The sequence below is a fragment of the Acinetobacter rudis genome (assembly GCF_000829675.1).
Taxonomy (GTDB): Bacteria; Pseudomonadota; Gammaproteobacteria; order Pseudomonadales; family Moraxellaceae; genus Acinetobacter; species Acinetobacter rudis.
On the sequence record NZ_BBRX01000026.1, the window covers coordinates 39,690 to 64,976 of the forward strand.

At 38.3% G+C, this 25,287-nt stretch carries 22 protein-coding genes; 6 read left to right on the top strand and 16 right to left on the bottom strand.

Annotated features, from left to right (window positions below):
* Nucleotides 1–90: 90 nt before the first annotated feature.
* Entirely contained in the window at nucleotides 91–2,637 is a 2,547-nt protein-coding gene (locus Aru01_RS07660; RefSeq protein WP_016654672.1) for a heavy metal translocating P-type ATPase, read from the bottom strand.
* Between the two features lie 72 nt (nucleotides 2,638–2,709).
* Between Aru01_RS07660 and cadR the strand changes: the two genes are divergently transcribed.
* Complete coding sequence (cadR, locus tag Aru01_RS07665) at nucleotides 2,710–3,162, top strand: Cd(II)/Pb(II)-responsive transcriptional regulator (protein WP_016654671.1); 453 nt, start codon at nucleotides 2,710–2,712, stop codon at nucleotides 3,160–3,162.
* Nucleotides 3,163–3,332: 170 nt separating this feature from the next.
* Here the strand turns inward: cadR and Aru01_RS07670 are convergent, their stop codons facing one another.
* From Aru01_RS07670 to Aru01_RS07700, 7 genes are all read right to left on the bottom strand, one after another.
* Nucleotides 3,333–3,848 (bottom strand): fimbrial protein, encoded by a 516-nt coding sequence (locus Aru01_RS07670; RefSeq protein ID WP_016654670.1) that lies wholly within the window; start codon nucleotides 3,846–3,848, stop codon nucleotides 3,333–3,335.
* A 29-nt stretch (nucleotides 3,849–3,877) separates the two neighbouring features.
* Nucleotides 3,878–4,906: a fimbrial protein gene (locus tag Aru01_RS07675; RefSeq protein ID WP_016654669.1), complete on the bottom strand. Its 1,029-nt coding sequence runs from the start codon at nucleotides 4,904–4,906 to the stop codon at nucleotides 3,878–3,880.
* 10 nt (nucleotides 4,907–4,916) lie between these two features.
* On the bottom strand, nucleotides 4,917–7,499 hold the full coding sequence (locus tag Aru01_RS07680; RefSeq protein ID WP_016654668.1) for a fimbria/pilus outer membrane usher protein: 2,583 nt from the start codon (nucleotides 7,497–7,499) through the stop codon (nucleotides 4,917–4,919).
* Nucleotides 7,500–7,517: 18 nt separating this feature from the next.
* Nucleotides 7,518–8,210 carry a fimbria/pilus periplasmic chaperone gene (locus Aru01_RS07685; RefSeq protein ID WP_016654667.1) on the bottom strand — a complete coding sequence of 231 codons (693 nt, stop codon included), beginning with the start codon at nucleotides 8,208–8,210 and terminating at the stop codon, nucleotides 7,518–7,520.
* A gap of 88 nt (nucleotides 8,211–8,298) precedes the next feature.
* On the bottom strand, nucleotides 8,299–8,844 hold the full coding sequence (gene fimA / locus Aru01_RS07690; protein WP_016654666.1) for a type 1 fimbrial major subunit FimA: 546 nt from the start codon (nucleotides 8,842–8,844) through the stop codon (nucleotides 8,299–8,301).
* Between the two features lie 496 nt (nucleotides 8,845–9,340).
* Nucleotides 9,341–10,546: an MFS transporter gene (locus tag Aru01_RS07695; protein ID WP_016654665.1), complete on the bottom strand. Its 1,206-nt coding sequence runs from the start codon at nucleotides 10,544–10,546 to the stop codon at nucleotides 9,341–9,343.
* A gap of 123 nt (nucleotides 10,547–10,669) precedes the next feature.
* On the bottom strand, nucleotides 10,670–11,485 hold the full coding sequence (locus Aru01_RS07700) for a PhzF family phenazine biosynthesis protein (RefSeq protein WP_016654664.1): 816 nt from the start codon (nucleotides 11,483–11,485) through the stop codon (nucleotides 10,670–10,672).
* A gap of 614 nt (nucleotides 11,486–12,099) precedes the next feature.
* Between Aru01_RS07700 and Aru01_RS07705 the strand changes: the two genes are divergently transcribed.
* Genes Aru01_RS07705 through Aru01_RS18850 form a run of 3 tightly spaced genes read left to right on the top strand, consistent with a single transcriptional unit; the run spans nucleotide 12,100 to nucleotide 14,165 of the window.
* Nucleotides 12,100–13,182, top strand: a complete 1,083-nt coding sequence (locus Aru01_RS07705) for a hypothetical protein (RefSeq protein ID WP_016654663.1) — start codon at nucleotides 12,100–12,102, stop codon at nucleotides 13,180–13,182.
* A 12-nt stretch (nucleotides 13,183–13,194) separates the two neighbouring features.
* Complete coding sequence (locus Aru01_RS07710; protein WP_016654662.1) at nucleotides 13,195–13,860, top strand: AzlC family ABC transporter permease; 666 nt, start codon at nucleotides 13,195–13,197, stop codon at nucleotides 13,858–13,860.
* Nucleotides 13,857–14,165, top strand: coding sequence for an AzlD domain-containing protein (locus Aru01_RS18850; protein WP_016654661.1), 309 nt, complete (start codon nucleotides 13,857–13,859; stop codon nucleotides 14,163–14,165). Before Aru01_RS07710 ends, Aru01_RS18850 begins: the two co-directional genes overlap by 4 nt.
* 12 nt (nucleotides 14,166–14,177) lie before the next feature.
* Here the strand turns inward: Aru01_RS18850 and Aru01_RS07720 are convergent, their stop codons facing one another.
* On the bottom strand, nucleotides 14,178–14,555 hold the full coding sequence (locus Aru01_RS07720; RefSeq protein ID WP_016654660.1) for a VOC family protein: 378 nt from the start codon (nucleotides 14,553–14,555) through the stop codon (nucleotides 14,178–14,180).
* A gap of 200 nt (nucleotides 14,556–14,755) precedes the next feature.
* Entirely contained in the window at nucleotides 14,756–16,711 is a 1,956-nt protein-coding gene (acs, locus tag Aru01_RS07725; RefSeq protein ID WP_016654659.1) for an acetate--CoA ligase, read from the bottom strand.
* 279 nt (nucleotides 16,712–16,990) lie between these two features.
* Between acs and Aru01_RS07730 the strand changes: the two genes are divergently transcribed.
* Nucleotides 16,991–17,974: a mechanosensitive ion channel family protein gene (locus Aru01_RS07730; protein ID WP_016654658.1), complete on the top strand. Its 984-nt coding sequence runs from the start codon at nucleotides 16,991–16,993 to the stop codon at nucleotides 17,972–17,974.
* A gap of 42 nt (nucleotides 17,975–18,016) precedes the next feature.
* Here the strand turns inward: Aru01_RS07730 and Aru01_RS07735 are convergent, their stop codons facing one another.
* The 4 genes from Aru01_RS07735 to prfB all read right to left on the bottom strand — a co-directional run bounded on the left by Aru01_RS07735 (nucleotide 18,017) and on the right by prfB (nucleotide 21,631).
* Nucleotides 18,017–18,730 (bottom strand): 16S rRNA (uracil(1498)-N(3))-methyltransferase, encoded by a 714-nt coding sequence (locus tag Aru01_RS07735; protein ID WP_016654657.1) that lies wholly within the window; start codon nucleotides 18,728–18,730, stop codon nucleotides 18,017–18,019.
* Nucleotides 18,730–20,025 carry a 3-deoxy-D-manno-octulosonic acid transferase gene (locus Aru01_RS07740; protein WP_016654656.1) on the bottom strand — a complete coding sequence of 432 codons (1,296 nt, stop codon included), beginning with the start codon at nucleotides 20,023–20,025 and terminating at the stop codon, nucleotides 18,730–18,732. The genes Aru01_RS07735 and Aru01_RS07740 overlap by 1 nt, the downstream gene beginning before the upstream one ends.
* Nucleotides 20,026–20,124: 99 nt before the next feature.
* On the bottom strand, nucleotides 20,125–20,424 hold the full coding sequence (locus Aru01_RS07745) for an ArsR/SmtB family transcription factor (RefSeq protein ID WP_040330961.1): 300 nt from the start codon (nucleotides 20,422–20,424) through the stop codon (nucleotides 20,125–20,127).
* Between the two features lie 111 nt (nucleotides 20,425–20,535).
* A protein-coding gene (gene prfB, locus Aru01_RS07750) for a peptide chain release factor 2 (RefSeq protein ID WP_155757909.1) occupies nucleotides 20,536–21,631 on the bottom strand; the annotation gives its coding sequence in 2 pieces (ribosomal slippage) (nucleotides 20,536–21,558 and nucleotides 21,560–21,631; 1,095 coding nt in all).
* A gap of 429 nt (nucleotides 21,632–22,060) precedes the next feature.
* Between prfB and Aru01_RS07755 the strand changes: the two genes are divergently transcribed.
* Nucleotides 22,061–22,849 carry a putative porin gene (locus Aru01_RS07755; RefSeq protein ID WP_016654653.1) on the top strand — a complete coding sequence of 263 codons (789 nt, stop codon included), beginning with the start codon at nucleotides 22,061–22,063 and terminating at the stop codon, nucleotides 22,847–22,849.
* A gap of 56 nt (nucleotides 22,850–22,905) precedes the next feature.
* On the opposite strand, the gene recJ is transcribed toward Aru01_RS07755, so the two are convergent.
* Together recJ and pdxH are read right to left on the bottom strand one after the other, a co-directional pair.
* On the bottom strand, nucleotides 22,906–24,624 hold the full coding sequence (recJ, locus tag Aru01_RS07760) for a single-stranded-DNA-specific exonuclease RecJ (RefSeq protein ID WP_016654652.1): 1,719 nt from the start codon (nucleotides 24,622–24,624) through the stop codon (nucleotides 22,906–22,908).
* A complete protein-coding gene (pdxH, locus tag Aru01_RS07765; RefSeq protein WP_016654651.1) occupies nucleotides 24,625–25,278 on the bottom strand; it encodes a pyridoxamine 5'-phosphate oxidase in 654 nt (217 codons plus the stop codon).
* Nucleotides 25,279–25,287 lie beyond the last annotated feature (9 nt).

Genomic DNA, 25,287 nt, shown 5'->3' on the forward strand with positions numbered 1-25,287 from the left:
TTCGGTAACTTCAAACGACTCCATCACTGACCAAGCATCAAATTGGATCACAGCGAATCATTTGATGAGCATCCCTTTAAACATTCAACTCTAGCGATGTCTTAATAGTCTTAAGCCATTTGCCACAACCAGTAAACTGACTCCGACATCTGCAAAGACAGCCATCCACATCGTACCCAAGCCCATCATGGTAATAACCAAGAAGATTAATTTTGTGACCAAGGCCAGACTAATATTTTGAATAAGTATGCGATGGGTCTGCTGTGATAACTGAATGAAACTTGGAATTTTACGTAAATCATCATCCATCAAGGCAACATCAGCGGTTTCAATCGCAACATCTGTGCCCATAGCCCCCATGGCAAAACCAATATTGGCACGAGCTAAGGCTGGTGCATCATTAATGCCATCACCCACCATCCCGATATGACTCGTGTCGGCATAGCTTGCCACCAAATTTAATTTATCTGCAGGTAAGAGATTGCCTCGCGCATCGGTCATGCCTACTTGATCTGCAATCACCTTAGCGGTATGACTATTGTCACCACTGAGCATTAGAGTTTTTACACCCATTTGCTGTAACTGGTTCATCGCCTCAGCACTATTGGGTTTAACGGTATCAGCCACTGCAATTAAAGCGAGTACTTGCTGAGGTTTAGCCAACAATACAACTGTCTTACCTTGCTTTTCCAAGGTCTCAATTTTCTCTTCAAGCTGCGGTGAACAATACTCAAGCTCATGAATAAGACGGTGATTCCCTAGCCAATAACTGACTCCTTCAATCACACCTCGTGTGCCAAGACCAGCAAGTGCAGTAAAATCCTCAACATCTAAGTGCACGACTGCATCAGGCGCTGCTTGTACCATCGCTTGTGAGACGGGATGGTCTGAGCGTCCCGCCAAACTCAGCACCAATTGTTGAACTTGAGTTGCATCGCCTGATAACACAACAAAGTCTGTTTGCTTTGGTTTACCAAAGGTAATCGTGCCAGTTTTATCAAATGCCATGTAGTTCAGTAGGCGACCTTGTTCCAGATACACGCCACCTTTGATCAAAATACCCTGACGTGCAGCTGCCGCAAGACCACTGACCACAGTTACAGGTGTTGAAATCACCAGCGCACATGGACATGCAATCACCAAGATCACTAAGGCCTTGTAAATCCAATCAAACCATACCCCACCCATGAACAGTGGTGGAATGATTGCAACCAATATCGCAAACAGAAAAACTAAAGGGGTATAGATCTTAGCAAAGCGATCAACAAATCGTTGTGTCGGGGCTTTTTCACCTTGTGCTTCTTCTACAGCATGGATAATCCGTGCTAAAGCAGTATCATCCGCTTTAGATACAACACGGTATTCAAAAGAACCTGCTGTATTGATCGTCCCTGCAAAGACCTCATCACCTTCAATCTTATCAACAGGTAAGCTTTCTCCTGTAATCGGTGATTGATCAATACTCGACTGACCTTTCACAATTACCCCATCTAGACCAATTTTTTCACCAGGTTTAACACGAACGATCTCACCAATATTGACTTCTGCAGCTTCTATGACTTGCCACTGACCATCAGCTTGTAACACCGTGACGCGCTCGGGTGCCAACTGCATCAGTTGCCCAATTGCATTACGCGCACGTTCCAAAGAGCGTGCTTCTATTAACTCAGCTAAGGTAAACAGCACCATCACCATTGCTGCTTCTGGCCAATGACCAATAAGCAAAGCACCTGTAACCGCAATACTCATTAAGGCATTGATATTGAGATTCAGGTTTTTAACTGCCAACAAACCCTTTTTGTATGTTCCCAAACCAGATAAAGCGATCGCAATCGCACTCGCTGCAATCACCAACCACGTTGGTAAGTCGAACCAACCTGACAATTCTGCACCTAAAGCAAAAACACCAGCAATGGCCAAAATCCAAATCGATTGTTTTTTTTCAACTGGTGCTGCACTGAACTTACCTTGCTCATTCGCGAGTTCAGGCTCAAAATCTAACTCCTTCAACGCCTTGACGACCTTAGCTAAGGCACCTTCTGTATACACCACGGTCAGAACACGTTGCATCAAGTTAAATTCGAGACGAATAACTTCTGGCATTTGTCCTAATTTCTTTTGAATCAAACCCTCTTCTGTTGGACAATCCATCTGCATGATACGCATACTACTGCGGTAGTACTCACCTTCTTTGCTGGTTGCCGCAAGCTGCTGCATGTCTTGTTCTGATGCTGCACGACTACAGGCTGTACTGCTTGTACAACAAGAACTGGTCTGTAATGGAGCTGGTGTTGAGTCACAACAAGTAGACGTTTTAGTTTCTGCTAACTTTGGCTCACAGCAACTCGATGTCTTATTTTCTGCTGACTGTGAGTCACAACAGCTAGATGTTTTAGTTTCAGCTGATTTTGATTCGCAGCAACCTGTATCCTGTGCGTGTTCAGCCGCTGAACCATCACAACTGGTCGCTACAGAAGCATAGGAGGTCGAAGCACAACACCCAGTATCTGATGTTTTTTTCGCAGTTGAATCACCACAGCTTTTATCTGTACCAAGATGAGATGCTGAACCACAACAGTCTGTGTCTTTTGCTTTTACATCAGCATGCACATCTTCTTTTTTATATGTTTGGCTCATAATTGATCCTTTTTGATGCTATGTTATGATTAAACACCCTGAAGCAGCTTCAGACTCAAGTGGAATATTAAAATGAAAATTGGTGAGCTTGCCCAACACGTCGGTTGTACAGTTGAGACCATTCGTTTTTATGAAAAAGAAGGTCTACTGCATAAACCATTACGTAATACCGAAAATAATTATCGTGAGTATCAATCACACCATCTAGAACGCTTACGCTTCATTCGACGTTGCCGTTCTTTAGGGATGACGCATGATGAAATTCGTACCCTACTTGCTGCACGCAATCAACAAGATGACTGCCTAGGTATCAATCAATTGGTTGATCAACATCTGCAACATGTGCAGCACCGTATCCAAGAGTTACTGACCTTAGAAAAAGAGCTACAAGAGCTTAGACTGCAATGTCAGGGCGATAGCTCGGTTCAGTCCTGTGGTATTTTGCGTGAATTGGAACGTGACGCACCATTAAATGATGGTTTAGAAAACGTGCATAGTGGACAAATCTGTAGCAGCAAACACTAATATTCACTATGACACGGTTGAGAAATATTTTAATTTTACAATTAGTTATAGAAAGTATGCATATTAATTGAGTCGTGTATCCAAAGACCATTTCGAGCCTTAAACAAAACCAAGCTCAATAGGACAAACTGTTAAAACGGCTAAGCTGCTTCATTTATGAGATATGTGACCTAATCATAATTAAGAACAAAATTAGCTGTTGAGTTCGCTGTGCCCGCAGTTACATTTTTACGCGTCGCAAAATAGTTCGCAAAGAAGTTTAGCTGTAAGTTCTTATTCGTATCTACTGCGACAGGCTTAGTAAATGTTTCAATAGGCAATAACTGACGATCCTTATCTAAAATTTGAATTGCCACATTAGTTGCGGTTGAATCATCAGATAGAGCCAAAAACTGAGGATTGGTCGTATCCTGAGGCCCCTTAAATGACAGTGAAACATTCTTGGCAGAACAATCCGTTAGACGAATGGAAAATGGGATTGGACGAGTTTGATCACCAACATTCACCATATTTTTGGTTCCCCAAGTCCCAAGCGCAACATTAATGTTTTGGCTTTCCGGCGAGACTGTACAAGTGCGATCAACAATCATCGCTTTAAAACGTAAATTTATCTTGACCAAAGGGTCGGCGTGCAAAACTGGTGCGCATAGCACACAGCCGACAATCAGTAACTTTATAATATTCATAATATTGACCTTATATATCATCTAGCCATTTACTGAAAATCAATCCGTATATGACCCTGTGCAGCAACAGGTCCAGGTTGAGGAATTTGCCCTGTTATACTCACTGGCCAAGATTTAAGTAAAAAATTACTACGTGCATTTTCATCTAAACGAAATGGGATAAAACTATTGATATTATTTGGAATCAGGACATGGTCGCTACTATCCGCCAACTGAAAACCAACGTTAGGATTATCTGAAATAATCATATTATCTTTATAGTTTGCAACTTCGAGTCGAGCCGATAGCATTTGTTGTGCATCGATATTTTTACATTCGATACCGATATTTTTAGTAATGGTATTCACGCCTTGAGCTTTATTGCCTGCACCTACTGAAAAAGCGCTTGACGGTATTGGGCCAAAGTCAAATTCAATAACATCACCCACATCAAAACTACAGGACTGTGGCACAGTCATCACTGCATTTAATCTAATAATAACGATGGGCTGACTTGGATTATCCGTAGCAGCTGAAGCGGCATAGACATAACCAATATCACGGTTAACTAAAAAGGATTGTCCAACAAATTTCTTTTTAATCTTCAATTTGACTTTGACTTGACCCCCTGTGCCATAGCTCGTAGAACAACCACCATTACATTGATTACTAATTGCACTTTGTGGTACATCAAAAAAATCACGTCGGTTTCCCGCAACATAAACTTTCATTGCAACTTGCAGATAGTCATTGTTCGGTACATCGAACCACTGAGCACCACCATCACTGCCTGCCTGTGTTAAACCCGTTGCTGCTTTAAAAGTAAAATAGGTATTTTGAATAGGTCTTGCACACGCACCACCCACAGAATAAGTTCCACCTCTTGATAGGTCTTTCCAAGGTGGTGAATAACCTGGGTAGTTCTGCGTAGAATTAAACGAATATTCATGGTTATAAATAAAAGGCGAACTCAGCGGATAACAATCCGCAGCATATGCAGAGTTTATGCCTAACATTGTCGTTAAAAGTAATGCCGAATTTCGGATGCATGTTAGAGCTGGTTTTATTGTTAGACTCATCTTATTTTTCCTATTGGCAATTTAATTCAAGTGTTGTAATACCGGCATCTGAAGTCTGCTGAGTAAATGCATATGCTGCATTACAGCTTTCATTTTCAGATGTGCCCCAAGAAATTTTAAGTGTGCCCTTTTCTTTCAAACCACTTAAGTACGTTTGACCTTCTTGCCCTACAATGCTTGTAACATTCTGCTCTTCCTCAGTAATCGTTGAACCATATGGAACATATTCACCAAGATGCTTAATCGTGATCAATGCTCTTTGTCCAATACGCGTATCAAACTTAGCGCGTACAATTGCACCTTTCATCGGAACTAGATTTTGTACGTTGGTTAAAATCTCAGTTTGATCATTCAAGCTATCCGCTTCTAAAGCGATACGATTTAAACGGTAATTTTCAGCAAAAGGTAAAATTGCATAACCTCTTGAATCTGTATGAATATTCGTCGAGTTTTCAAGTTTTACATCTTTTGCACCTTGAGCATCAACCAATACGTTGGTATCACCTAAAGTTTGACCAAAAGTTACACCACCAGAGTGAATAATCAGACCACCAGCAAGATCATAGTTAAAGCTCTTTTCTTTTCCTCCATCGGCAAAGCTATAACTCGCCCCTGCACTACCATATTTTGTTTCTAAACGTGCTGAAGCCATACCAAATCCACCAGTATCATTATTATGGCCTTGTTGAATGTTATAGCTAAATTGGCGATCTTCACCCAAAGAACCATTAATACCAGTTTGTATCGAATTACTACCCGTTGAGTTCCGTACAAAACTAGAGTTACTGTAAATATCGTTGCGTACTCGATCTCGACTACCAAAAAATGCATTTAAAGGGATGGCAATACTGGCAGCAATAGAGTTATTTTTTTCATTATAAATATTTGGTGAATCTTGCATCGACCAAGATAATGAATAGGTAAAATATTTAAGCGCGTTAGAGTAACCTATTTGATAATTCTTCGCTGTTTTTGGTGCATTCCAATAAGACTGATAATTTGCAGAAGCGTACAAAGAACCATATTGACCTAAGTTTTGGTTGATACTTAATTGGAAACGACCTTTTTTGGTATAGTTTAAATTGTAATATGAGCTTGGGTCATAATAACTATTACCAAAATCATCAAATTTCTCTTCAGGTTCAAATTGCTCCATTGACTTATATGCAACATCATTCAAGGTATAAAAACCTTTAGTTGAATAGCGATAGCCTAAAAGCTGTAATGTCGTACCAATCTGATTTAAAGATTTAGAATAAAGTAAACGATAAGACTGACCTTTGTAATCTTGATCATTTGCTAAAGTACTGTTGGCATGGGTCATATCAAAGGAAAAAGCTCCCCACTCCCCCATGTTTTTACCAACACCTAGCAAGGCAGCTTGATATTTAGAAGCGATTTGTGTTCCACCAAAGAGAGTAACACCAGAACCTAAACCACGACTGAGCGTTCCTTGAAAAAATAAAGGATTGTCTTGATCCTTATTACCACTTCGGAATTCACCCGCTGTAATATCAAAAACGGTCCTTCCTTCACGCAGTAACATAGGGATCCCAGAGTAAGGCACGATAAAATGCTGTTTAGCACCAGCACTTTCCTCAACCGTTACATCTAAATCACCACTCAAAGCCATTGCAGTTAAATCATTAATTTCAAATGGCCCAGGATTGACATTAGTTTGATAAACGATATAACCATTTTGACGAATAGTAATGATACTTTTGCTGTTTGCAATACCACGGACTACAGGTGCATAACCTTGCATGCTACTTGGCAACATTGCCTCAGAACTGTATAAACGAGCACCCCGGAAACCAACACTGTCAAAAATCATATTTTGAACATTACTGTCACCTATGACCAGCTCACTTTTTAATGGAATAATTGATTTTTCCACAAAATTTTGAACATTATTCCATTCTGAGCGATGTGAATTCTCGTCACGATGATTAAAATAATTATAAGTTGAAAGATTTTTAAATCTAAAACCTGCAATATTAAATCCAGAATTTAACGATACAAAAATATTATCGCTCTTATCAGTCACATTCCCATTTAAATTGTAATTCAAATATGCAGCAGTTATCCCTGAATCCCATTCAGATGGAGGAATATAGCCTTGTGCATTATTCTTCATCCAAATTTGAGGAATACTAATATCAAGACGTTGCAAATTAAAATTATAAACTACAGCAGCTTCTGGAATATATTGTTTTATGTCCAAACAGCTTTTATCTTTTAGACTTTCTGCTTCAGGTAAATCATAAACTTTGACACCTAATGACAGTAACCACTTACTGTCTATACACGGTACTAAGCCACCAGAAACTGAATCACTTTTTTCAGCCTGATTGAAGTTTAGTTCTTTGGTAACAGCAAAATTATCATTAACGTAAACATTTACTCGATAATTTCCTGGTAACTGGAAACCTTGTTCAAAATTAGATAAATCGGCAACCTGAGAACCTTCAGTATTTAATAATAATGCAGGATTAAAATACTCTCGTGCATGTACTAAGTTGCCAGATAAAAGAAGAGAGCAAAGAATCGTATTTAAATAAAGTGTCTTTCCTGAAAAATTTAGCTTTACCATACTTGTTACTCTTCATTTCTATTGAATGGTTATTTTTCTTTCTTCAGTAAATGCACCATAGTCATTAATCGTTTGGAATTTAATTTCACGACCAAAGTGGTCTAAAGCTTTTTCCGAAAAAGGGTCAAGCATGAAAGTAATTTGTTTTTGATTATCGACAGACAAATTGGCAATTGTCATAAAATATGGTGTTGGATTTTTAATGAAGATTTTATTATTACTAACAGAAGTTGTTAATAAACCAGGTGCATCCTCAACACGGATGGATAAATTCGGTGGACGTACCATCATCTTAATTCGCGACAATATCGCCAATTGCAGTACATTAGTTTGTTCTAATTCTTCTTTACTCACCGATGGAATTGCTTGCACATTTAAATAGTAAAGCGTTTCTCGATCACGTGCTAAGTTTTGATTGGTGTTAATAATACGTAATGAGCTTTCAGATTTAGCCTCACTAACAAACATAGGTGGAGTAACGATGACTGTATTTATTTTTTTTGATGATGCATCTTCGACCCAAGAGTTAATTAAAAATCTTTTATCAGTTGTACTGTTCACAACAGGCATAGATGCTTGCTTTTTATCTTGATCATAAATCAATCGGGTAGCACCTAAGGCAATACCACCAGCAGCATATGAGATATTCACTAACAGTGCAGATGCGACTATAATTTTTATAATAAACTTCGAAAATACATGCAACATCATTTTGAATTCCAATTTAAAGTTGATCAAAATTAGTTCTAAAAAAATAAAAATGGTACTCCTATATTGAATAGAAGCACCAGACAATCAATTAATTATAAGTAATTACAAAGTTAGCATCTGCATAAGCTTGACCTGCAGTTGCAGCAGCAGCTGTTGCTTTATAACGAGCAACGAAGTTGAATGTGTTGTTACCATCAATTAATGTTTGAGCAGCAGAAAGAACTGTACCGTCTGGAGTTAAAATTCCACCTTTGCTGTCAGAAATTTCAACACCAACACCAGTCGCAGTTACAGCGTTAGCTGAAGGACCTGAATGAATTTTTAATAATGTTGTATCAGTTGAATCTTGTGGACCAGAGAATGCAAATTGAGCAGTTTTAGATACTTCAGTGTCACAATCAACTAGCTTAATTTGGAATGGTACATTCGAAGTATAATCACCTGCTTTAGTAATTTTAGCTGTACGATGTTGACCAAGATCTACAGTTTGGTTCGCAGTATCTGAACTCACTGCACAAGCAGCATTGACAAATTCACCTTTAAAGTGAACTGTCCCGCCATTTACAGTCGGCGCTGCTTGAACTAAACCAGCTGTAAATAGAGTTGATGCTGCGACTAAAAAAGAAATTTTCATTTATATATTCCCATACTTTAATTGGACATTTTTTTGCATAAATTAAATAAAGCGTGAACTAGTTGGCTTTATTTGTGTGTATTAAATAAAATTTATTTCCGTATGTAAAGTAAAACAAAAATTCTTATTTTTTATAAATATTAAAACTAATCATTACTTTAATTTAAATATTCTAAAGAGTATGGCTGGCGTACTGTCTGAGCAGTGTAACTCTTACGTAACTTAACAAATGCACTAAAAAAAGCCCAAAAGGGCTCTTAAAATTAAATATATTTAGTTATATAAACAGACACAAAAGTAACAAAAATTGATCAAAAAACAGCTTGAATTATTTGTTCAAAACATATGCTGTTAACCATGAGTCAACTTAGAAGTGAATTGGGAAACTCAAGAGAAGCCATTAATAAAAATTTAAGTCTAACTAAAGAGACTTAACTTAAAATCATATTCAGACTTTTGGATTTTTTTAACTGGATATGCAAGGTACATGATGTACTTAAGCTTGCTGTGGCTGTCTTAAATGATAGGCCGCGTAGAGTCCAATAAGTAAAAATATACTTATTTCAAACTGGATGCCTAACCAGCCCCACTGTTCCCAGACCAAGCCACTCGCACTTCCCAGCAAACTCGAACCCAGATAATAACAAAACAGATAAAGAGATGCTGCAACAGCTCGATACTGAAGAGCTTGTACCGAAACCCAACTACTTGCTGTTGAATGGGCTGCAAAAAAAGAAAAAGTGAAAATCACTAAGCCAAGCAAAATGAAAACAAGTATTTCTGATCGCATCACCCATAAGCCAAGTAACATCGCCAACAGCATATAAAAAATCACACGGTCACGGCCATATTTACGACTCCATGCTGCAGCACGCGGTGAACTATATATTCCCGATAAATAAGCAACTGAAATTAAACCAATCCAAGTTTGTGATAATGCAATCGGCTGCTCAAGCAGATGATAGCTCATATAATTAAATACGCTGACAAAGCAGCCCATCAAAATGAAACCTTGTAAAAAGAGCAAACCCAAACGACGGTCAGCTAAGGTGTTTTGAAAAGCTTTCTTCAGTAAATATGGACTCAGACGTGTTGCAACGAAATGCCGTGAAGCAGGAAGTGCCAAGTAAAATATAGTTGCGATCGCTATATTAATCACACCGATCAATAACGTTGCGATCTGCCATGTGGTGAAGTCCAGCAATACCCCAGCAATCAAACGACCACTCATACCACCAATAGCAGTACCTGATATATATAAGCCCATAGCAAAGCCTACATCTTTCTGAGAAATTTCTTCACCGATATAAGTCATCGCAACTGAGGCTACCCCACTGACTGCCATGCCGAGCACAAGTCGTGTTGCTAAAAAAATTTCCCAGCGGGGAAAAGCCACACTCAATAAAAGCAATAAGGCTGTCGAAAATAAGGCAAATACCATTATATTCTTACGGCCATAACGATCAGAAATGACACCTGCAAATAAAACTCCCAGTGCAAGTGCACTGGTAGAAAAAGACAACGGAAAGCTACTTTGTGTTGCACTGACATGAAAAAACTTAGCCAAAAATGGCATCATCGGTTGGACGCAGTACAAGGAGGAAAATATTGCAAAACCAGCTAAAAATAAAGACAGTAAAATTGCACGAAAAGGCCGTGTACCATATTCAACGTAGTCTTTAGACTGGTCAACAGCAGACATAATTATTCCTCCAATCGTTTCAGTATACGCCTCCTCTGCATGCTTAGGTTATCCTTCAAATGAGTGAAACTATATTTTTCGAGAGCATTAATTCATAATAATTATTCGCTCTGAGAAATAATTTTAAATATAAATTTTTCCTTCTAAATACAATTTACAATGCCCTGTAATTTCAATTCTATTATTTTCTAATAATTCACAATACAGTATCCCACCTCTTTTTGACGCTTGATAAGCAGCAATGACTTTCTTATCAATCATGGGCTGCCAGAGTGGTATTAATGAGGTATGCAGTGATCCGGTGACAGGATCTTCATCAATACCCATTGAAGGCGTGAAGTATCTTGAAATAATATCAATATGATTAAAATCATCGTTTTTAAAATTATTTAATGCAGTAATCGCAACCCTTTTTCCACCTAAATTTTTAATTAATTGAAAATTAGGTTGCTCTGCCAAAACACTTTCAGGATCTGGATATACCACAATATATGCCTGATCGTTGGCATATACGGAAACTGCTGAAAAATCTTGATTGAGTGAATTCTTCAAATCTTCAGGGATTGTCTCCACTAAAGTTGGAGGTTGTATCGGCAGATCCATGATAATCCGATCATCATGACCTTTTCGAATGTAGAAATTACCCAATCCTTTTACTTTAAAAATTATACGAGTTAATTGAGGGTTCTCTTTAAAAATAATAAAGCTTGTTGCCAATGTGCCATAACCACAAAACTGGACTTCTTTGACAGGTGAAAACCATCTAATTTCATAATTATTATCATCTATTTTTTTTGAAAAACTGGTCTCTGATAAATTGTTTTCCATTGCAATTTTTTGCATGACTTCATCATTAAGCCAATCATCTAAAATAATTACAGCAGCGGCATTACCTGCAAAAACTTGTGAACTAAAAGCATCAACTTGATAAATTTTCAAAATTTAAATCTCTTTATTGTGTAAGTTAAATTTATATTCTTTTTTTTATACTGTCTATTCTCTCTATTTAATCTTGAAGTCTGTTGGGAAAAATACAATATTCTCTCGACATCGCTAATTGAGTTACTTCAATTACACTAATTTACAATTTATTAAAAAACGAATGATATATCAGCTTTAACTTAACTGATTTAGACGAATAAGTTTAACTTCACAGTTAGCTTGATGTAATCAGATAAAATATAGATTTTAAAATATAGTTTATTGTTCTAAATTATTTTTACATTTTAGTTTTTGTTAAAAATAGATCAATACAAAAGTTATTGTGGCAGAATAATCAGGCCAAATATTAGATTGGCAAATTAAACGGAGTTATAGTTATGAAAAATCGTAAAAAAAATGCTGAATACTTAGGCACTCTGCTAGGTTAATCGCATTACTTATAAATAGTTTTCAATATAATTAAAACAGGAGTTATGGTTATGAAAAACCGTAAAAAAAATGCTGAATATCTTGGCACATTATTAGGATAATTAAATCTTCATTGATTTAAAATTAGCATATCATTTCAAATGGTATGCTAATTATTATTCTTTTAAACATGGTGATAATTTATGGAAATTTTAAATATAAGACCAAACCTCATCAAAACCTTTTCAAATCCTAATAATGATTTTTTTTGCATAATTACCAATGATTCACTTAAAGATAAAATTAAAATTACCGATGATAGCAATTACGTTGAAAGCAAAATAATTATATATAAAGAATCGGATAAATTTGAAGATATATTAAACAATGATATTCCTGAAAAATCTCATGTACTCGTCATATCTCCTGATGTCTTTTTTCAATCTCCGCTACAACAGCATATTGGAAAAAAAAGAAAGTTGATTGCGATGGCATGTAATTCAACGCCAACAGACATTAGCTCTATCAATCATTTTTTAAGAGTCATAGAGAACACAGATCCAAATGAACAACAAAAATTTGCTGATCGCTTTTTTTATATCGGTGAAAACTCAGAATATTTAGAATTTATTGACCCTATTCATCATACCTTTGCCAAATTTGATCATTTGAATGAAAGCTACCTCTGGAGTGAACAAGCAGGCCATCTTGGATATGGAGAGCAGCAACTCGCACCAGCAGGAGAAATCAGTGTTTTACCATTAAGGATTCAAGAGTTTGATGAAAGCTTACGACTTAATTTTAATGGAACAATTGCTTTAAAAGGCACTCCTGTACTACACAATGGTACCCCAAGCTTCTTAAGATCAGATCAAAAAAGACTTTTTTTGGGGTTAAGTGAAATAAAAAATCACCCTATTATCGCCAAAGTCGAACATGGCACTATAGTTGAAATATCAGATCCTACGGGCAAATGCCCTAATGCGTATCGAATTTTGATGAGTATGTTTGAAGTTGATTCTAGATATAAAATTTTATGGGAAATAGGATTTGGAGTGAATACCTCAAATAAGATCTTAGAAGGTAATCACGCCATGAATGAAACTTTTGGCAACACCAATGGGGCAATCCATTTTGGTCTTGGTTTAACCCCTTATACCCAGTATCACTTAGACATAATCTGTCCTAATACTGTTGTAAAAAATAATAAAGATGATTTTTTAATAGGGCAACCCATCAATAAAATTCCAAGAAATAAAAGTATTGGTTGTCCATGTATAGAATAGCCTCTTAAAGATATGATGAATAAAAATAAAATATTAAAACGTTGTTTTCCTGTTTGTCTGGCACTAATGCCAATAGGCGTTTTATTCGGGATTCTTGCTGGACAGCATGGATTTAATTTTTTAGCAGTACTTCTTTTTAGCGCTTTAGGATTCACAGGTAGTGGTCAGTTTATATTCTTAGGTTATTACCAAGATGATTTTTTAAGTGTTGGTTATATCACTGCTTTTATTATTATATTAAGCATGAATATCAGATACATACCAATGACTCTAGTAAATACGCCTCAAGTAGAAAATCATCAGAAACTGATTTTATATGCACACCTATTGTCAGACGAATCATTTGCTATCGAAAAAATTGAAGATGACTATCAAACTCACTTTAAAATTAGAGTATATGTTTTCTCAACATGGATTGTCTCAACGTTGATCGGTCAAACATTATCATACCTAATTCCGCAAAATATAATTTATTTACTGAATATTTCATTCCCCATATCTTCTACCCTCTTAACCCTAAGTCTATTAAATATTAGATCCAGCTTGAGTAATGATAAAAAATATTTATTTATACTGCTATTTTTACTCAATATAGCCTTAATTAAACTGATTAATCCAAGCCTATTCTGGATCCCTGCAATCATTTTAAACTATCTTATTTTAAAATTAAGAACATGAATACAAAAATATTAATTGGTGTTTTGATGCTATTTATAATTAGCATTATCGTAAGAATAATTCCTTCATTATTAAAAAATAAAATAAATATAAAGTTGATAGAAAATATAGAAAAAAATCTTCCAACATCCATTTTTATAGCAATGTCGAGTTATCTCTTTATCACTGAATTAAATAAAAACCCAATACCAGCCACAATTTCTATTGGACTTATTTTTTTTGCAATATATATGAAGATTAAAAATATCATACTCATTGTTATGAGCTCCACACTATTATATGTGATTATTGATCAATTTCTTTGAAGATTGATACTGCTAAAGACGGCATACTACCTCCATATTATTCTTATCTAAATCAATAATATATGCAGCATAATAGTGATTATTATAGTGTTTCCTAAACCCTGGTTCACCATTACTTATCGCTTTATTTAGTAGTGCTATTTTATAAAAATTATCAACCATAACCTGAGAATTTACAGCAAAAGCAATATGCGCTTTTGATATTATTTCTTGAGTGCCCTGAGCTATCCAGAAATAAACTCGGGTATCTCGACCAAATCCATAGGCAGTCACGCGCTCATTTTCCTTTCTCGTTTTGATCAAATGATAGTCAATACTGGCCAATATTTCTTTGTAAAATATAAAACTTAAGTTTAAGTTTTTCACTTTTATTTCAATATGATCAATCATTATTGTTCCAATCTTTTGTATTAAATTAATATAGTATTCTTTTATAAAATTGCTTTATTTCTAAAATAATATCTCAGTTATTTTTATAATTTTTTAAAATAAATTAATAAAAATCAAATATATAAATTCAAACCACCAAGCTAAACCGCCTATCACTATAGGTGGTTTAGCTTTAAAATTATCATCATGTGCTTATTCGTTCACGGCGCTGAAGATGATCTGGCCTGTACTTCCGCAATCAGCTGATCAACCACTTGTGGTTCAGCCAACGTTGAGGTATCTCCCAAACTATCGAGCTCATTGGCGACAATCTTCCTCAGTATACGACGCATAATTTTACCCGATCGCGTTTTCGGTAATGCAGGTGCCCAATAAATTGCATCAGGTGTTGCAACAGGTCCGAGTACCTTGCGTACCCATCCATACAACTCATGACGCAAGTCTTCAGTGGCAACGACATCAGCTTGTAAAGTGACATAGGCACAAATACCTTGCCCCTTAATTTCATGTGGCATCCCCACTACGGCTGCTTCAGCCACTGCCTCATGCGCCACTAAAGCACTTTCAACTTCAGCTGTACCTAAACGGTGGCCTGAGACATTGAGTACATCATCAACTCGGCCTGTAATCCAGTAATAACCATCACGGTCACGGCGTGCACCATCACCTGCAAAGTAATAACCAGGATAAGCACTAAAATATGTTTCAATAAAGCGTTCTGCATCCCCCCAAATACTGCGCATTTGCCCTGGCCAAGAGTCTTTAATAACCAGATTACCCTCAGCTTCTCCTTCGAGTTCATGGCCTTGCTCATCGAGCAATGCCGGTTGAATTCCAAAAAATGGCCGCGTTGCAGAACCGGGCTTAAGTGCTGTCGCCCCAGGTAAAGGTGAAATTAAAATGCCACCTGTTTCAGTCTGCCACCATGTATCAACAATCGGACAACGGCACTCTCCCACCACACTATAGTACCAATGCCATGCTTCTGGATTGATTGGCTCACCCACTGAGCCTAATAAACGCAGACTGCTTCGATCACTTTCTCGTACAAATTGATCGCCCTCTCGCATCATCGCGCGTATCGCAGTTGGGGCAGTGTATAAGATACTGACATTATGTTTATCAACAATATGCCCTGTACGCGCCCAAGTTGGGTATTGAGGTACACCTTCAAACATCACGGTCGTTGTACCATTGGACAGTGGGCCATAAATCACGTAAGAATGCCCAGTAATCCAGCCGACATCAGCAGTACACCAAAACACATCATCTTGTTTTATATCAAAAACTTCTCTAAACGTAGTGTTGGCATAAGTTAAATAGCCTGCTGTGCTATGCAGCACGCCTTTCGGTTTTCCTGTAGAGCCTGAGGTATAGAGAATAAAGAGAGGATCTTCGGCATTCATGGGTTCTGCTGGGCAAATATCATTTACCGTCATAATTTCCATGTGATACCACAAATCACGCCCAGCTTTCATCTCAATCGGGTTTCCTGTACGGTGAACCACAATCACAGTTGCAGCAGTCTCTGTCCCTTCGATTGCCAATGCAGCATCAACATTGGCCTTTAAGGGAATCGGCTTCCCGCCACGCATGCCTGAATCTGCTGTCACCACCAATTTTGCCTGACAGTCTTCGATACGACTGGCCAAAGCATCGGGTGAAAACCCTCCGAATACTACACAATGCACTGCCCCGATACGGGTACAGGCCAACATCGCAATTGCAGCTTCTGAGGTCATGGGCATATATAACACCACCCGATCGCCTTTATGAATTCCATGTTTTTTTAATACATTGGCAAAACGGCAAACTTCGTCGTGTAATTCTTCAAATGAAATAATCTTGTGTCGTGATGGATGGTCACCTTCCCAGATGATCGCTGGCTTATGCGGATGTTCTTTTAAATGACGATCTAAACAATTGGCACTTACATTTAACTGGCCATCGGCAAACCACTCTATTTTAAAATCATCCTTGTCATAACAGGTATTTTTGACCTGAGTAAAAGGCTTGATCCAATCCAACTTCATCGCTGCATCGGCCCAAAACTCATTCGGATGTTCAATAGATTGCTGGTAACGCTCAAAGTACTGTTGTTCATTGGTACGCGCAGTTTTAGCGAAGTCTTCAGATACTGGATAAATTTGATTCATTCGACTCTTCCTTGTTGTTTTATCTCATCATGAGAAGGTTAATCGTACATGCCTCTGTTACTTTTTTTCTGACGATGACGCTATTACCATACCCCAAATTATGCGTTTCAGGGATAGAAATCGCTGACTATTTGTTCAATATTTTTATCATATCCTCTGCACTTCGCCAATGTCAGTTTTTTCATCGAGATACTTACAAAACTCGACGAATATGTTAAATAAGATAAATTCAGATATCTAAGCAATCTACTTTTAAGGCAAAATATCAACTCATTTTCAATGGAAAATAACGTGACTACTCAAACAGATAAATTGAGTACGGTGGGTGAAAATACCGCACAACTACTACAAAATGCCGGTGAAAAAACAGCTCAAACCGTAATTGCTCAAACAGCTAAATATAATGATGCTTACTCTATTATTGATAAAATAATGGATAGTTTTTGGCAGCGGGTACCTTATATTATTATTGCCATTATTGTCCTTTTAATATTTTGGCTGCTCTCGAAACTCTTTAAACTTTTTATCAGTAAAACGATTGCCAACCGCTCATACACACGACAAAACCTCGTGCTCGTACTCAACCGTATTGGCAGTACACTCATCGTTTTCTTTGGTTTTCTTATTGCGATGGTGATCGCTATCCCAGGATTTACTCCTGCTCAATTGATGAGTGCTTTAGGGATTGGTTCTGTTGCCATTGGTTTTGCCTTCAAAGATATTTTTCAAAATATGCTATCTGGTATTTTGATCCTACTGGGTGAACCCTTTCGCATCGGCGATACGATTATTGTCAATAGCATGGAAGGTACTGTTGAAGACATTCAAGTCCGCGCAACGTTCTTACGTTCACCAGATGGCCGACGAGTTGTGATTCCAAATGCGACTGTGTATACCAGTGCCGTCATCGTGAGTACAGCCTATAGGCAAAGACGTTGTGAGTTTAGTGTTGGGATTGGTTATGAAGATGATGTGCAAAAAGCCAAACAAATTATTTCATCGATTTTAGACCGAGAACAGACAATCCTTACGACACCGAGTTTTAGTGTAAACGTCAGTAGTCTTGGTGATTTCTCAGTTAAGCTCAGTGTAACTTGGTGGGTCAATACCCAAGAAACCTCAACCTCAGCGTCTATCAGTCAAATTCAAGAACGTGTGGTTGAAGCTTTCCACCAAGAAAAAATTTCTATCCCCTACCCTGTACAGGAAGTCAAAGTTTATCGTGGTGATAACAGCCTCACTGCTGCCTCTAAAGATGAATAAATGCTGGGCAGCTTGCTTGAATGATTCAAGCAAGCTGTTAAGTTAAAATTGGCTCATTAAACGCCCTAAAATATAAGAAATCGCAGTTTCAGTACGTAAAATACGTTGCCCTAAGCTCACTGCTTGCACACCATTTTTTTCTAATAATTCAATTTCGTATGGAATAAATCCACCTTCGGGACCAATAATCACGGTACATCCATGATTACAAGCAAAAGGCATGGTTTGTTCTGCATAAGGGTGCGCCACAAATGCAGGGCGTTCAGCACTCACATAACTAGGCAACACATCTTCAACAAACGGCTTGAATCGCTTAAAAATCTCAATTTGGGGCGCAATGGTATCCCCGGCTTGTTCCAAACCCAGCGTAACATAATCATCTAACTGTAGTAGCAATGGGCTCTGCCAATAGCTTTTATCTACACGATAACTATGCAATAACACAATTTTTTCTACACCTAAACTGACGCTGTCCATAATCAAACGACGCAGTACTTTGGGCCGTGGCATAGCCACAATCAAAGTGATGGGGAGTTTTGCTGCTGGTGGTTGACTACTGATTGGCTGTAATTCAATACGATGCTCAGACATCGCAACAATTTGGGTTAAATAGCGTTGTCCCGCGCGTATACCCACCTTGAGTGTGTCACCAGGAACTGCTGCTAGATGTTGTTTAATATGTTGAAGTTGGCGTGGATCATCGATAACCCATGGTGCTGCCTGACAGTGTTCAGCTGGCAATAATACAATATTCATTACTGATCACAATCCGCCAAATATTTATCAATCACATCGATATGTTGTTGTAAAGATCCACGATTACGCATCAATACATGTTGGGCATCCGTATTCAACTGTTCTGCTAAATCTGGATTTTCTATACATGCTAATAGTTGCTGTACAACCTGCTCGGCATCTTGACCCAATAAAATGGCCTTAGCTTCTATAAACTCGTCGACAATACTTTGAAAGTTAAAATAATTGGGCCCTATTACTGTTGCAACATTAAGGACCAACGGCTCTAAAATATTGTGCCCACCACCTGGTTCATTTAAAGATCCCCCCACAAAACACACCTGACTTAAAGCGTACCACAGCCATAACTCTCCCATAGAGTCAGCCAAGTAAACCTGTGTATGCGCTTCAATACGCTGCCCCAAACTTCGACGCTGTGTTTCTAGCTGTAAACTTTGGCATAGGTTAAAAATTGTATCAAATCGTTCAGGGTGACGAGGTACAACAATGCAAACATAGTCTGGGTTTTGTTCTAATTTCGCTTTGAGTAAGGTTAATAACTGTTGTTCTTCAGGTGCATGAGTACTTGCTATAGTCATGACTTTACGTTCAGCCAACTGCCAGTCAAGGAGTAGTTTGACGACCTGTTCTGCTAGACCTGCGGGGGCTTGAATATCATATTTGATGCTCCCCACCACCTTATTGTTATTAAGATTAGCACCCAAATCATTAAAGCGCTGTTGAGTCGCTTGATCTTGCGCCAAGATTTGACTCAGACCCTGTAACATTGGCTGGGTCAAAGATGGAACTTTGGCATAAGCTTGGGCTGATTTTTCTGAAAGACGAGCGTTAATCAATAAACTAGGAACTGCAAACTGATTCGCCTGATCAATTAAATTAGGCCACAATTCTGTTTCAACTAACAATAAAATTTTAGGTTGGTACTTGGCAAAAAAAGCTCGAACAATCTGTTTCTGATCGGCAGGCAAATAAACCGCTTGAAACAGTTGGGCATATTCTGCTTGAGCAAATAAGGCTTTGCTACGCGCTTGACCTGTTTTAGTCGTATTGGTGACGAGAACAGCATGACCAAGTTTTAAATAATGCTCAATCAAAGGTTGTGCCGCATTAGTTTCTCCTACTGAAACAGCATGAAACCAAATAGATGCGGTATTTAAAGCTGGCTGAAATGGCCCAAAACGTTCAAGACATTCTGCTTGGTATTGTTCTAAATGGGTTGCACGTTTCTTAATACGCCATTGGTACAAAGGCTTAATTAACAATAATGCAAGGTTATACCAAATTGGGGTAGTCAAGCCTGCGCCCTGTCTGAGTTCTGATTAACGCAATATATCAAAGCATATAGACTGAAACCAAGCATTTAACGGATAAACTCCCTCAATTATTTACTCAGTTTATAAAGTCTGTTGTATATGTTGGATATACTGTTGAATCAATTCATCATTACGTGAAAAATAACACCATTGCCCATGTTTTTGTACAGAGACTAAACCGGCTTGTTGTAATACAGATAAGTGGTTTGACATTGTCGATTGAGATACATTGCCTAGACGTTCTATATGTCCAGCACAAATACCACGACTAAAATCTTGTCCTTCTTCTGTGAGGACATACTGTTTGGGATGCTTTAACCACTGCAACACTTGACGTCGCAGTGGGTTGGAAAGCGCTTTAAAAATTAAATCGATATCCATTGTATGATGTTCAATTACAGACAAAACTTGTCACTCCTCAATGAGACTCACAACTTATCTTTCAGCTGCTGACATTTTGTAGCAATGTACAAGTTTTATCTGTACTTTGGCTTAAACGCCCTGCTTTAAGCTGGCCTCTATAAATCGATCGAGATCACCATCTAGTACCGCACCCGTATTGGAGTTTTCTACACCAGTACGTAAATCTTTAATACGTGAATCATCAAGTACATAAGAACGGATTTGACTGCCCCAACCAATGTCAGACTTAGAATCTTCTAATGCCTGTGCTGCTTCATTTCGTTTTGACATTTCCAATTCGTATAGTTTAGCACGCAACTGTTTCCAAGCTTGATCTCGGTTAGCATGTTGTGAACGTTGGTTCTGACATGCCACCACGATACCTGTTGGAGTATGTGTCAAACGTACTGCAGAATCGGTTTTGTTGATGTGCTGACCACCTGCACCTGATGCACGGTAAGTATCTGTACGTACATCTGATGGATTGATTTCAACCTCAATATTGTCATCCACCTCAGGTGAAATAAATACAGCTGAGAATGAGGTATGGCGTCGGTTGCCTGAGTCGAATGGTGATTTACGAACTAAACGATGAACACCTGTTTCTGTACGTAACCAGCCATAGGCGAACTCACCTTCAACACGGATCGTTGCAGACTTAATACCCGCAACATCACCATCTGAAACTTCCATCAGCTCACCTTTAAAGCCATGTCGTTCGATCCAACGCAAATACATACGCAACAACATTGATGCCCAGTCTTGCGCCTCTGTCCCACCAGAACCTGCTTGAATTTCAACAAAGCAAGGATTAGGGTCCATAGGATGATTAAACATACGGCGAAATTCGAGTCCAGCCAGATCTTTTTCTGCTGCATCTAATTCTGTTTGTACTTCAACAAGTAAGCTTTCATCATCTGCTTCAACAGCTAAATCAAGCATCGCTTGAGCATCATCTAACTGCTCAGTTAGCTGATCTAATACGTTTAAAACGTTTTCTAACTCGCCTTTTTCTTTCGCCATGGCTTGGGCACGACTTTGATCATTCCAAATCGCAGGATCTTCTAACTCACGAAGGACTTCTTCTAAACGCTCTTTCTTTAGATCGTAGTCAAAGATACCCCCGTAGTGTTTGACCACGGTCGTTCAAATCTTTTAATTGGTTTAGATAGGGATTAATTTCCACGCCTTGAATCCTTGTAAATCAATAAACGCCGCGATTTTAACATATCAGTACACACATCCATACACGTTAGCGTCGTATAATTTTTTAGCAAAAAAATTTAACGATGAATAAAAACTAAAGACCATGTAAGGCAATAATTTATTGAAGTTTTTTCTAGGTTTTTTTAAACAACATTTCCTTTTTTCATACAGTTTTAAAATGTAAGGTATAAAATTGTAAAACACATCTTATGTCCATAATGTTAATAAAAAAATAACATTTAAAAATAAATCATAATTTTCATATAGTTAAATTAGTATTTTTTTAATAATTGAATGAAAATCTTCATTTTGAACATTACAGTGATTGACGTATTTTCAATTTTCATTAGACTGAAGTTGTAACAAAAAATGTTTTTATCTCTTAATTGACTCTCCTTGGGGGAAAGCCATGAAAAAATTAGCCATTCTCACTGCAATTGTTTCAGCAAGTGTATTCTCTGTTTCGGCTCAAGCTTACCAAGCTGAAGTTGGCGGTTCGTATAGTTATACTGACCGTGATCAAGGTAACGACACACATAATTTTGCAGTTGACGGTACTTATTATTTCAAACCTGTTCAAACTCGCAACTCACCATTAAACGAAGCAGCATTCCTTGACCGCGCAAGCAATGTAAATGCCGATTTACGTTATGGTGATAATAAAGGCACTAAAGATACAAACTTCAATGCTGGTATTGAATACTTCGTTCCTGGTACTGACTTCTACGTAAGTGGTCATGCAGGTCGTGACGAAACTAAAATTAACAAAATTGACTACAAAAACCGTGTAGCAACTTATGGTGCTGAAGTGGGTTATCTTCCAACACCAGGTTTATTACTTGCTCTTGGTGTAACTGGTTATGAACAAAAGTTAGACCAAGGTAATTATCGTAAGAAAACAGATGGTGCTGACCCAACTGTACGTGCAAAATACGTTACTCAAGTTGGTAACTATGACATGAACTTTGAAGCTGCTGGTGCATTTGGTGACCTAGATGAGTACAGCGTACGCAGTGACCTCTATCTTGATAAAACTTTGAGTGTTGGTGTTGACTACTACAACAACGACTTAACTAAAGCTGATGAGTGGGGCGTTTCTGCGAAGAAATTCTTCAACCAAAATGTTAGCTTAGAAGGTCGTGCTGGTTTCGGTGACAACGACAATACTTACTCAGTTCGCGCAGCTTACCGTTTCTAATTTTTAGATTCTATAACTGTATAAAAAACCGCTCAAATGAGCGGTTTTTTTGAGCTTCATGAAGCGATTGTTTCATGCTGCAAATGCAAGACCTGCAACTGTACACTGGCTCGACCGTTGAATACATTGCGGTCTAGACGATACACCAGATTGACTTGTGACTGAGTTAAATCAAAGTCAAACTTATCTTTGGCGGAAAAAGCAATTGCCTCTATCCGTTCACCATTGTTTAAGCGCAACCAAAGTTTAAGATGTACATCTTTCAACCAACGATACTCATCAATATAAAACTGCCCATGGAATACTGGTGCAGGAAACTGATGCCCCCAAGGTCCAAGCTGTTCAATTTGATCCACTGTACTCAGTTGTATGGCATCTTCAGGTAATTCTCCATCCGTCCACAAAATGGCTTGGAAAATATCTTCATCCATTTCAGCAATCAACTGGTTAAATGCTTGTTGAAATGCCAAAAAATCATTTTTATTGATGGTTAGACCTGCAGCAGCTGCATGGCCACCAAAATAACGCACTAAATTTGGATGCTGTTCTGCGATACGCTCAATCGCATCACGAATATGTATACCCTCAATAGAGCGTGCTGAGCCTTTGATATGAATACCATCTTGATCTGCAGCAAAAACGATCGCAGGGCGATGAAACTGCTCTTTTAAACGGCCAGCAACAATACCAATGACACCTTGATGCCAATGTTCTTCATACATAACTAAAGCAGCAGGTAAATTATCTTGATCAAGCTTCACCTGAGCCAATGCTGTTAACGCTTCTTGCTTAATCTGTGTTTCAACTTGCCGACGGTCTAAGTTTAATTGATTGAGTTGTTGTGCCAACGCATATGCTTGAGTAGGCGTTGTTGCTAGTAGACATTCAATACCGATATCCATAGTTTCCATACGCCCAGCTGCATTAATCCGTGGCCCCAAGACAAACCCAAGATCTTCAGCTTGCAGTTGAGTAGCATCACGGTTGGCAACATCAAGTAATGCAGAAATCCCTATACGACACTGTTGTTGACGAATGCGTTGCACGCCAGCATCAACTAAAATTCGGTTGTTATAGTCTAAACTTGCGACATCTGCATATGTACCTAACGCGACCAAATCAAGATATTGAGCCATTTTTACACTCAATTTCCCTTGTTGTTCACGCTGACGACTCAGTTTAGCTAATAGATAAAAAGCAACGCCAACACCGGCTAAAGCTTTGCTTGGAAATGGGCAACCCAATTGATTCGGATTTACGACTGCTTCAGCAGCAGGTGGTTCTTTCGTCGTCAAATGGTGATCAGTAATAATGACCCTCATGCCTAAAGCATGTGCTTGATCTACACCTTCGTGACTTGAAATACCATTGTCCACAGTAATCAGCAGATCAGGCTGAAACCGATGAAAAGCTAAATCAGCAATCGCAGGAGTCAGTCCATAACCATACTTGAAGCGATCAGGAACTAAATAATCAACCTGTGCTCCCATTGCCCTCAAGGCCAATAACATCAAGGCCGTACTTGTCGCACCATCAGCATCATAATCACCAATGATAACAATTTTTTCTTGCTGTTCAATTGCTTGATCTATTAATTGTACTGCTGTAGTCAAATCTTTCATTTCTGAGGTCAACAAATGCTTCAGCTTTAACTCAAGCTCATGTTCAGATTGAATACCACGTGCAGCTAATATTTTTGCAAGAAAACTAGGCACCCCCTGAAGTTGATCAGGGGAGCTCAAATAAGGTCGTTGTAAAATACGCAGTTTCGACATTTAAGGCATAAGTCGTTGTAATTGCCAATGACCGTCAACAAGTTGATAACTTAATCGGTCATGTAAGCGATTTGGTCGCCCTTGCCAAAACTCAAAATACTCTGCCACCACACGATAGCCGCCCCAAAACTCTGGCTTGTTTGCTTCGGCTTGTCCAAGCTCTGTTTGCAGTAGCGAAAAACGTTGCTCAAGTAATTCACGACTCGCAATCACACCGCTTTGTGGCGTACTGATATGAGCAGCAATTTGGCTATCTCGTGGACGCTTATGATAATAATCTGTTGACTCTTCTTGTGAAATTTTTTCAACACGGCCAAAAATGCGCACCTGCCGCTCTAACTCTGGCCAGTAAAACAAAAGTTCAGCGCATGGGTTCGCCGCGAGGTCTAAACCTTTTTGACTATCATAATTGGTATAAAAATCATAACCCGCATCTGTCGCACCACGTAATAATACTGTACGCACATGGGGACGACCCTGCGCATCGGCAGTTGCTAAATACATCGCATAGGGTTCATGTAGCTTTGCTTCAAGCGCTTGATTAAACCAAAGTAAAAATTGTTCATGAGGTATGCTATCAACTTGGCTTTCCAATAACTCGCCCTTTTGATAACTCAAACGTAATTCACTTAAGTCTTGAATAGTATCACTCATAACGACATC

Coding starts and splice junctions, on each gene's coding strand:
- Aru01_RS07660 (WP_016654672.1), bottom strand. CDS start 2,637: ATGAGCCAAACATATAAAAAAGAAGATGTGCATGCTGATGTAAAAGCA.
- cadR (WP_016654671.1), top strand. CDS start 2,710: ATGAAAATTGGTGAGCTTGCCCAACACGTCGGTTGTACAGTTGAGACC.
- Aru01_RS07670 (WP_016654670.1), bottom strand. CDS start 3,848: ATGAATATTATAAAGTTACTGATTGTCGGCTGTGTGCTATGCGCACCA.
- Aru01_RS07675 (WP_016654669.1), bottom strand. CDS start 4,906: ATGAGTCTAACAATAAAACCAGCTCTAACATGCATCCGAAATTCGGCA.
- Aru01_RS07680 (WP_016654668.1), bottom strand. CDS start 7,499: ATGGTAAAGCTAAATTTTTCAGGAAAGACACTTTATTTAAATACGATT.
- Aru01_RS07685 (WP_016654667.1), bottom strand. CDS start 8,210: ATGATGTTGCATGTATTTTCGAAGTTTATTATAAAAATTATAGTCGCA.
- fimA (WP_016654666.1), bottom strand. CDS start 8,844: ATGAAAATTTCTTTTTTAGTCGCAGCATCAACTCTATTTACAGCTGGT.
- Aru01_RS07695 (WP_016654665.1), bottom strand. CDS start 10,546: ATGTCTGCTGTTGACCAGTCTAAAGACTACGTTGAATATGGTACACGG.
- Aru01_RS07705 (WP_016654663.1), top strand. CDS start 12,100: ATGGAAATTTTAAATATAAGACCAAACCTCATCAAAACCTTTTCAAAT.
- Aru01_RS07710 (WP_016654662.1), top strand. CDS start 13,195: ATGATGAATAAAAATAAAATATTAAAACGTTGTTTTCCTGTTTGTCTG.
- Aru01_RS18850 (WP_016654661.1), top strand. CDS start 13,857: ATGAATACAAAAATATTAATTGGTGTTTTGATGCTATTTATAATTAGC.
- Aru01_RS07720 (WP_016654660.1), bottom strand. CDS start 14,555: ATGATTGATCATATTGAAATAAAAGTGAAAAACTTAAACTTAAGTTTT.
- acs (WP_016654659.1), bottom strand. CDS start 16,711: ATGAATCAAATTTATCCAGTATCTGAAGACTTCGCTAAAACTGCGCGT.
- Aru01_RS07730 (WP_016654658.1), top strand. CDS start 16,991: ATGGAAAATAACGTGACTACTCAAACAGATAAATTGAGTACGGTGGGT.
- Aru01_RS07735 (WP_016654657.1), bottom strand. CDS start 18,730: ATGAATATTGTATTATTGCCAGCTGAACACTGTCAGGCAGCACCATGG.
- Aru01_RS07745 (WP_040330961.1), bottom strand. CDS start 20,424: ATGGATATCGATTTAATTTTTAAAGCGCTTTCCAACCCACTGCGACGT.
- Aru01_RS07755 (WP_016654653.1), top strand. CDS start 22,061: ATGAAAAAATTAGCCATTCTCACTGCAATTGTTTCAGCAAGTGTATTC.
- recJ (WP_016654652.1), bottom strand. CDS start 24,624: ATGTCGAAACTGCGTATTTTACAACGACCTTATTTGAGCTCCCCTGAT.
- pdxH (WP_016654651.1), bottom strand. CDS start 25,278: ATGAGTGATACTATTCAAGACTTAAGTGAATTACGTTTGAGTTATCAA.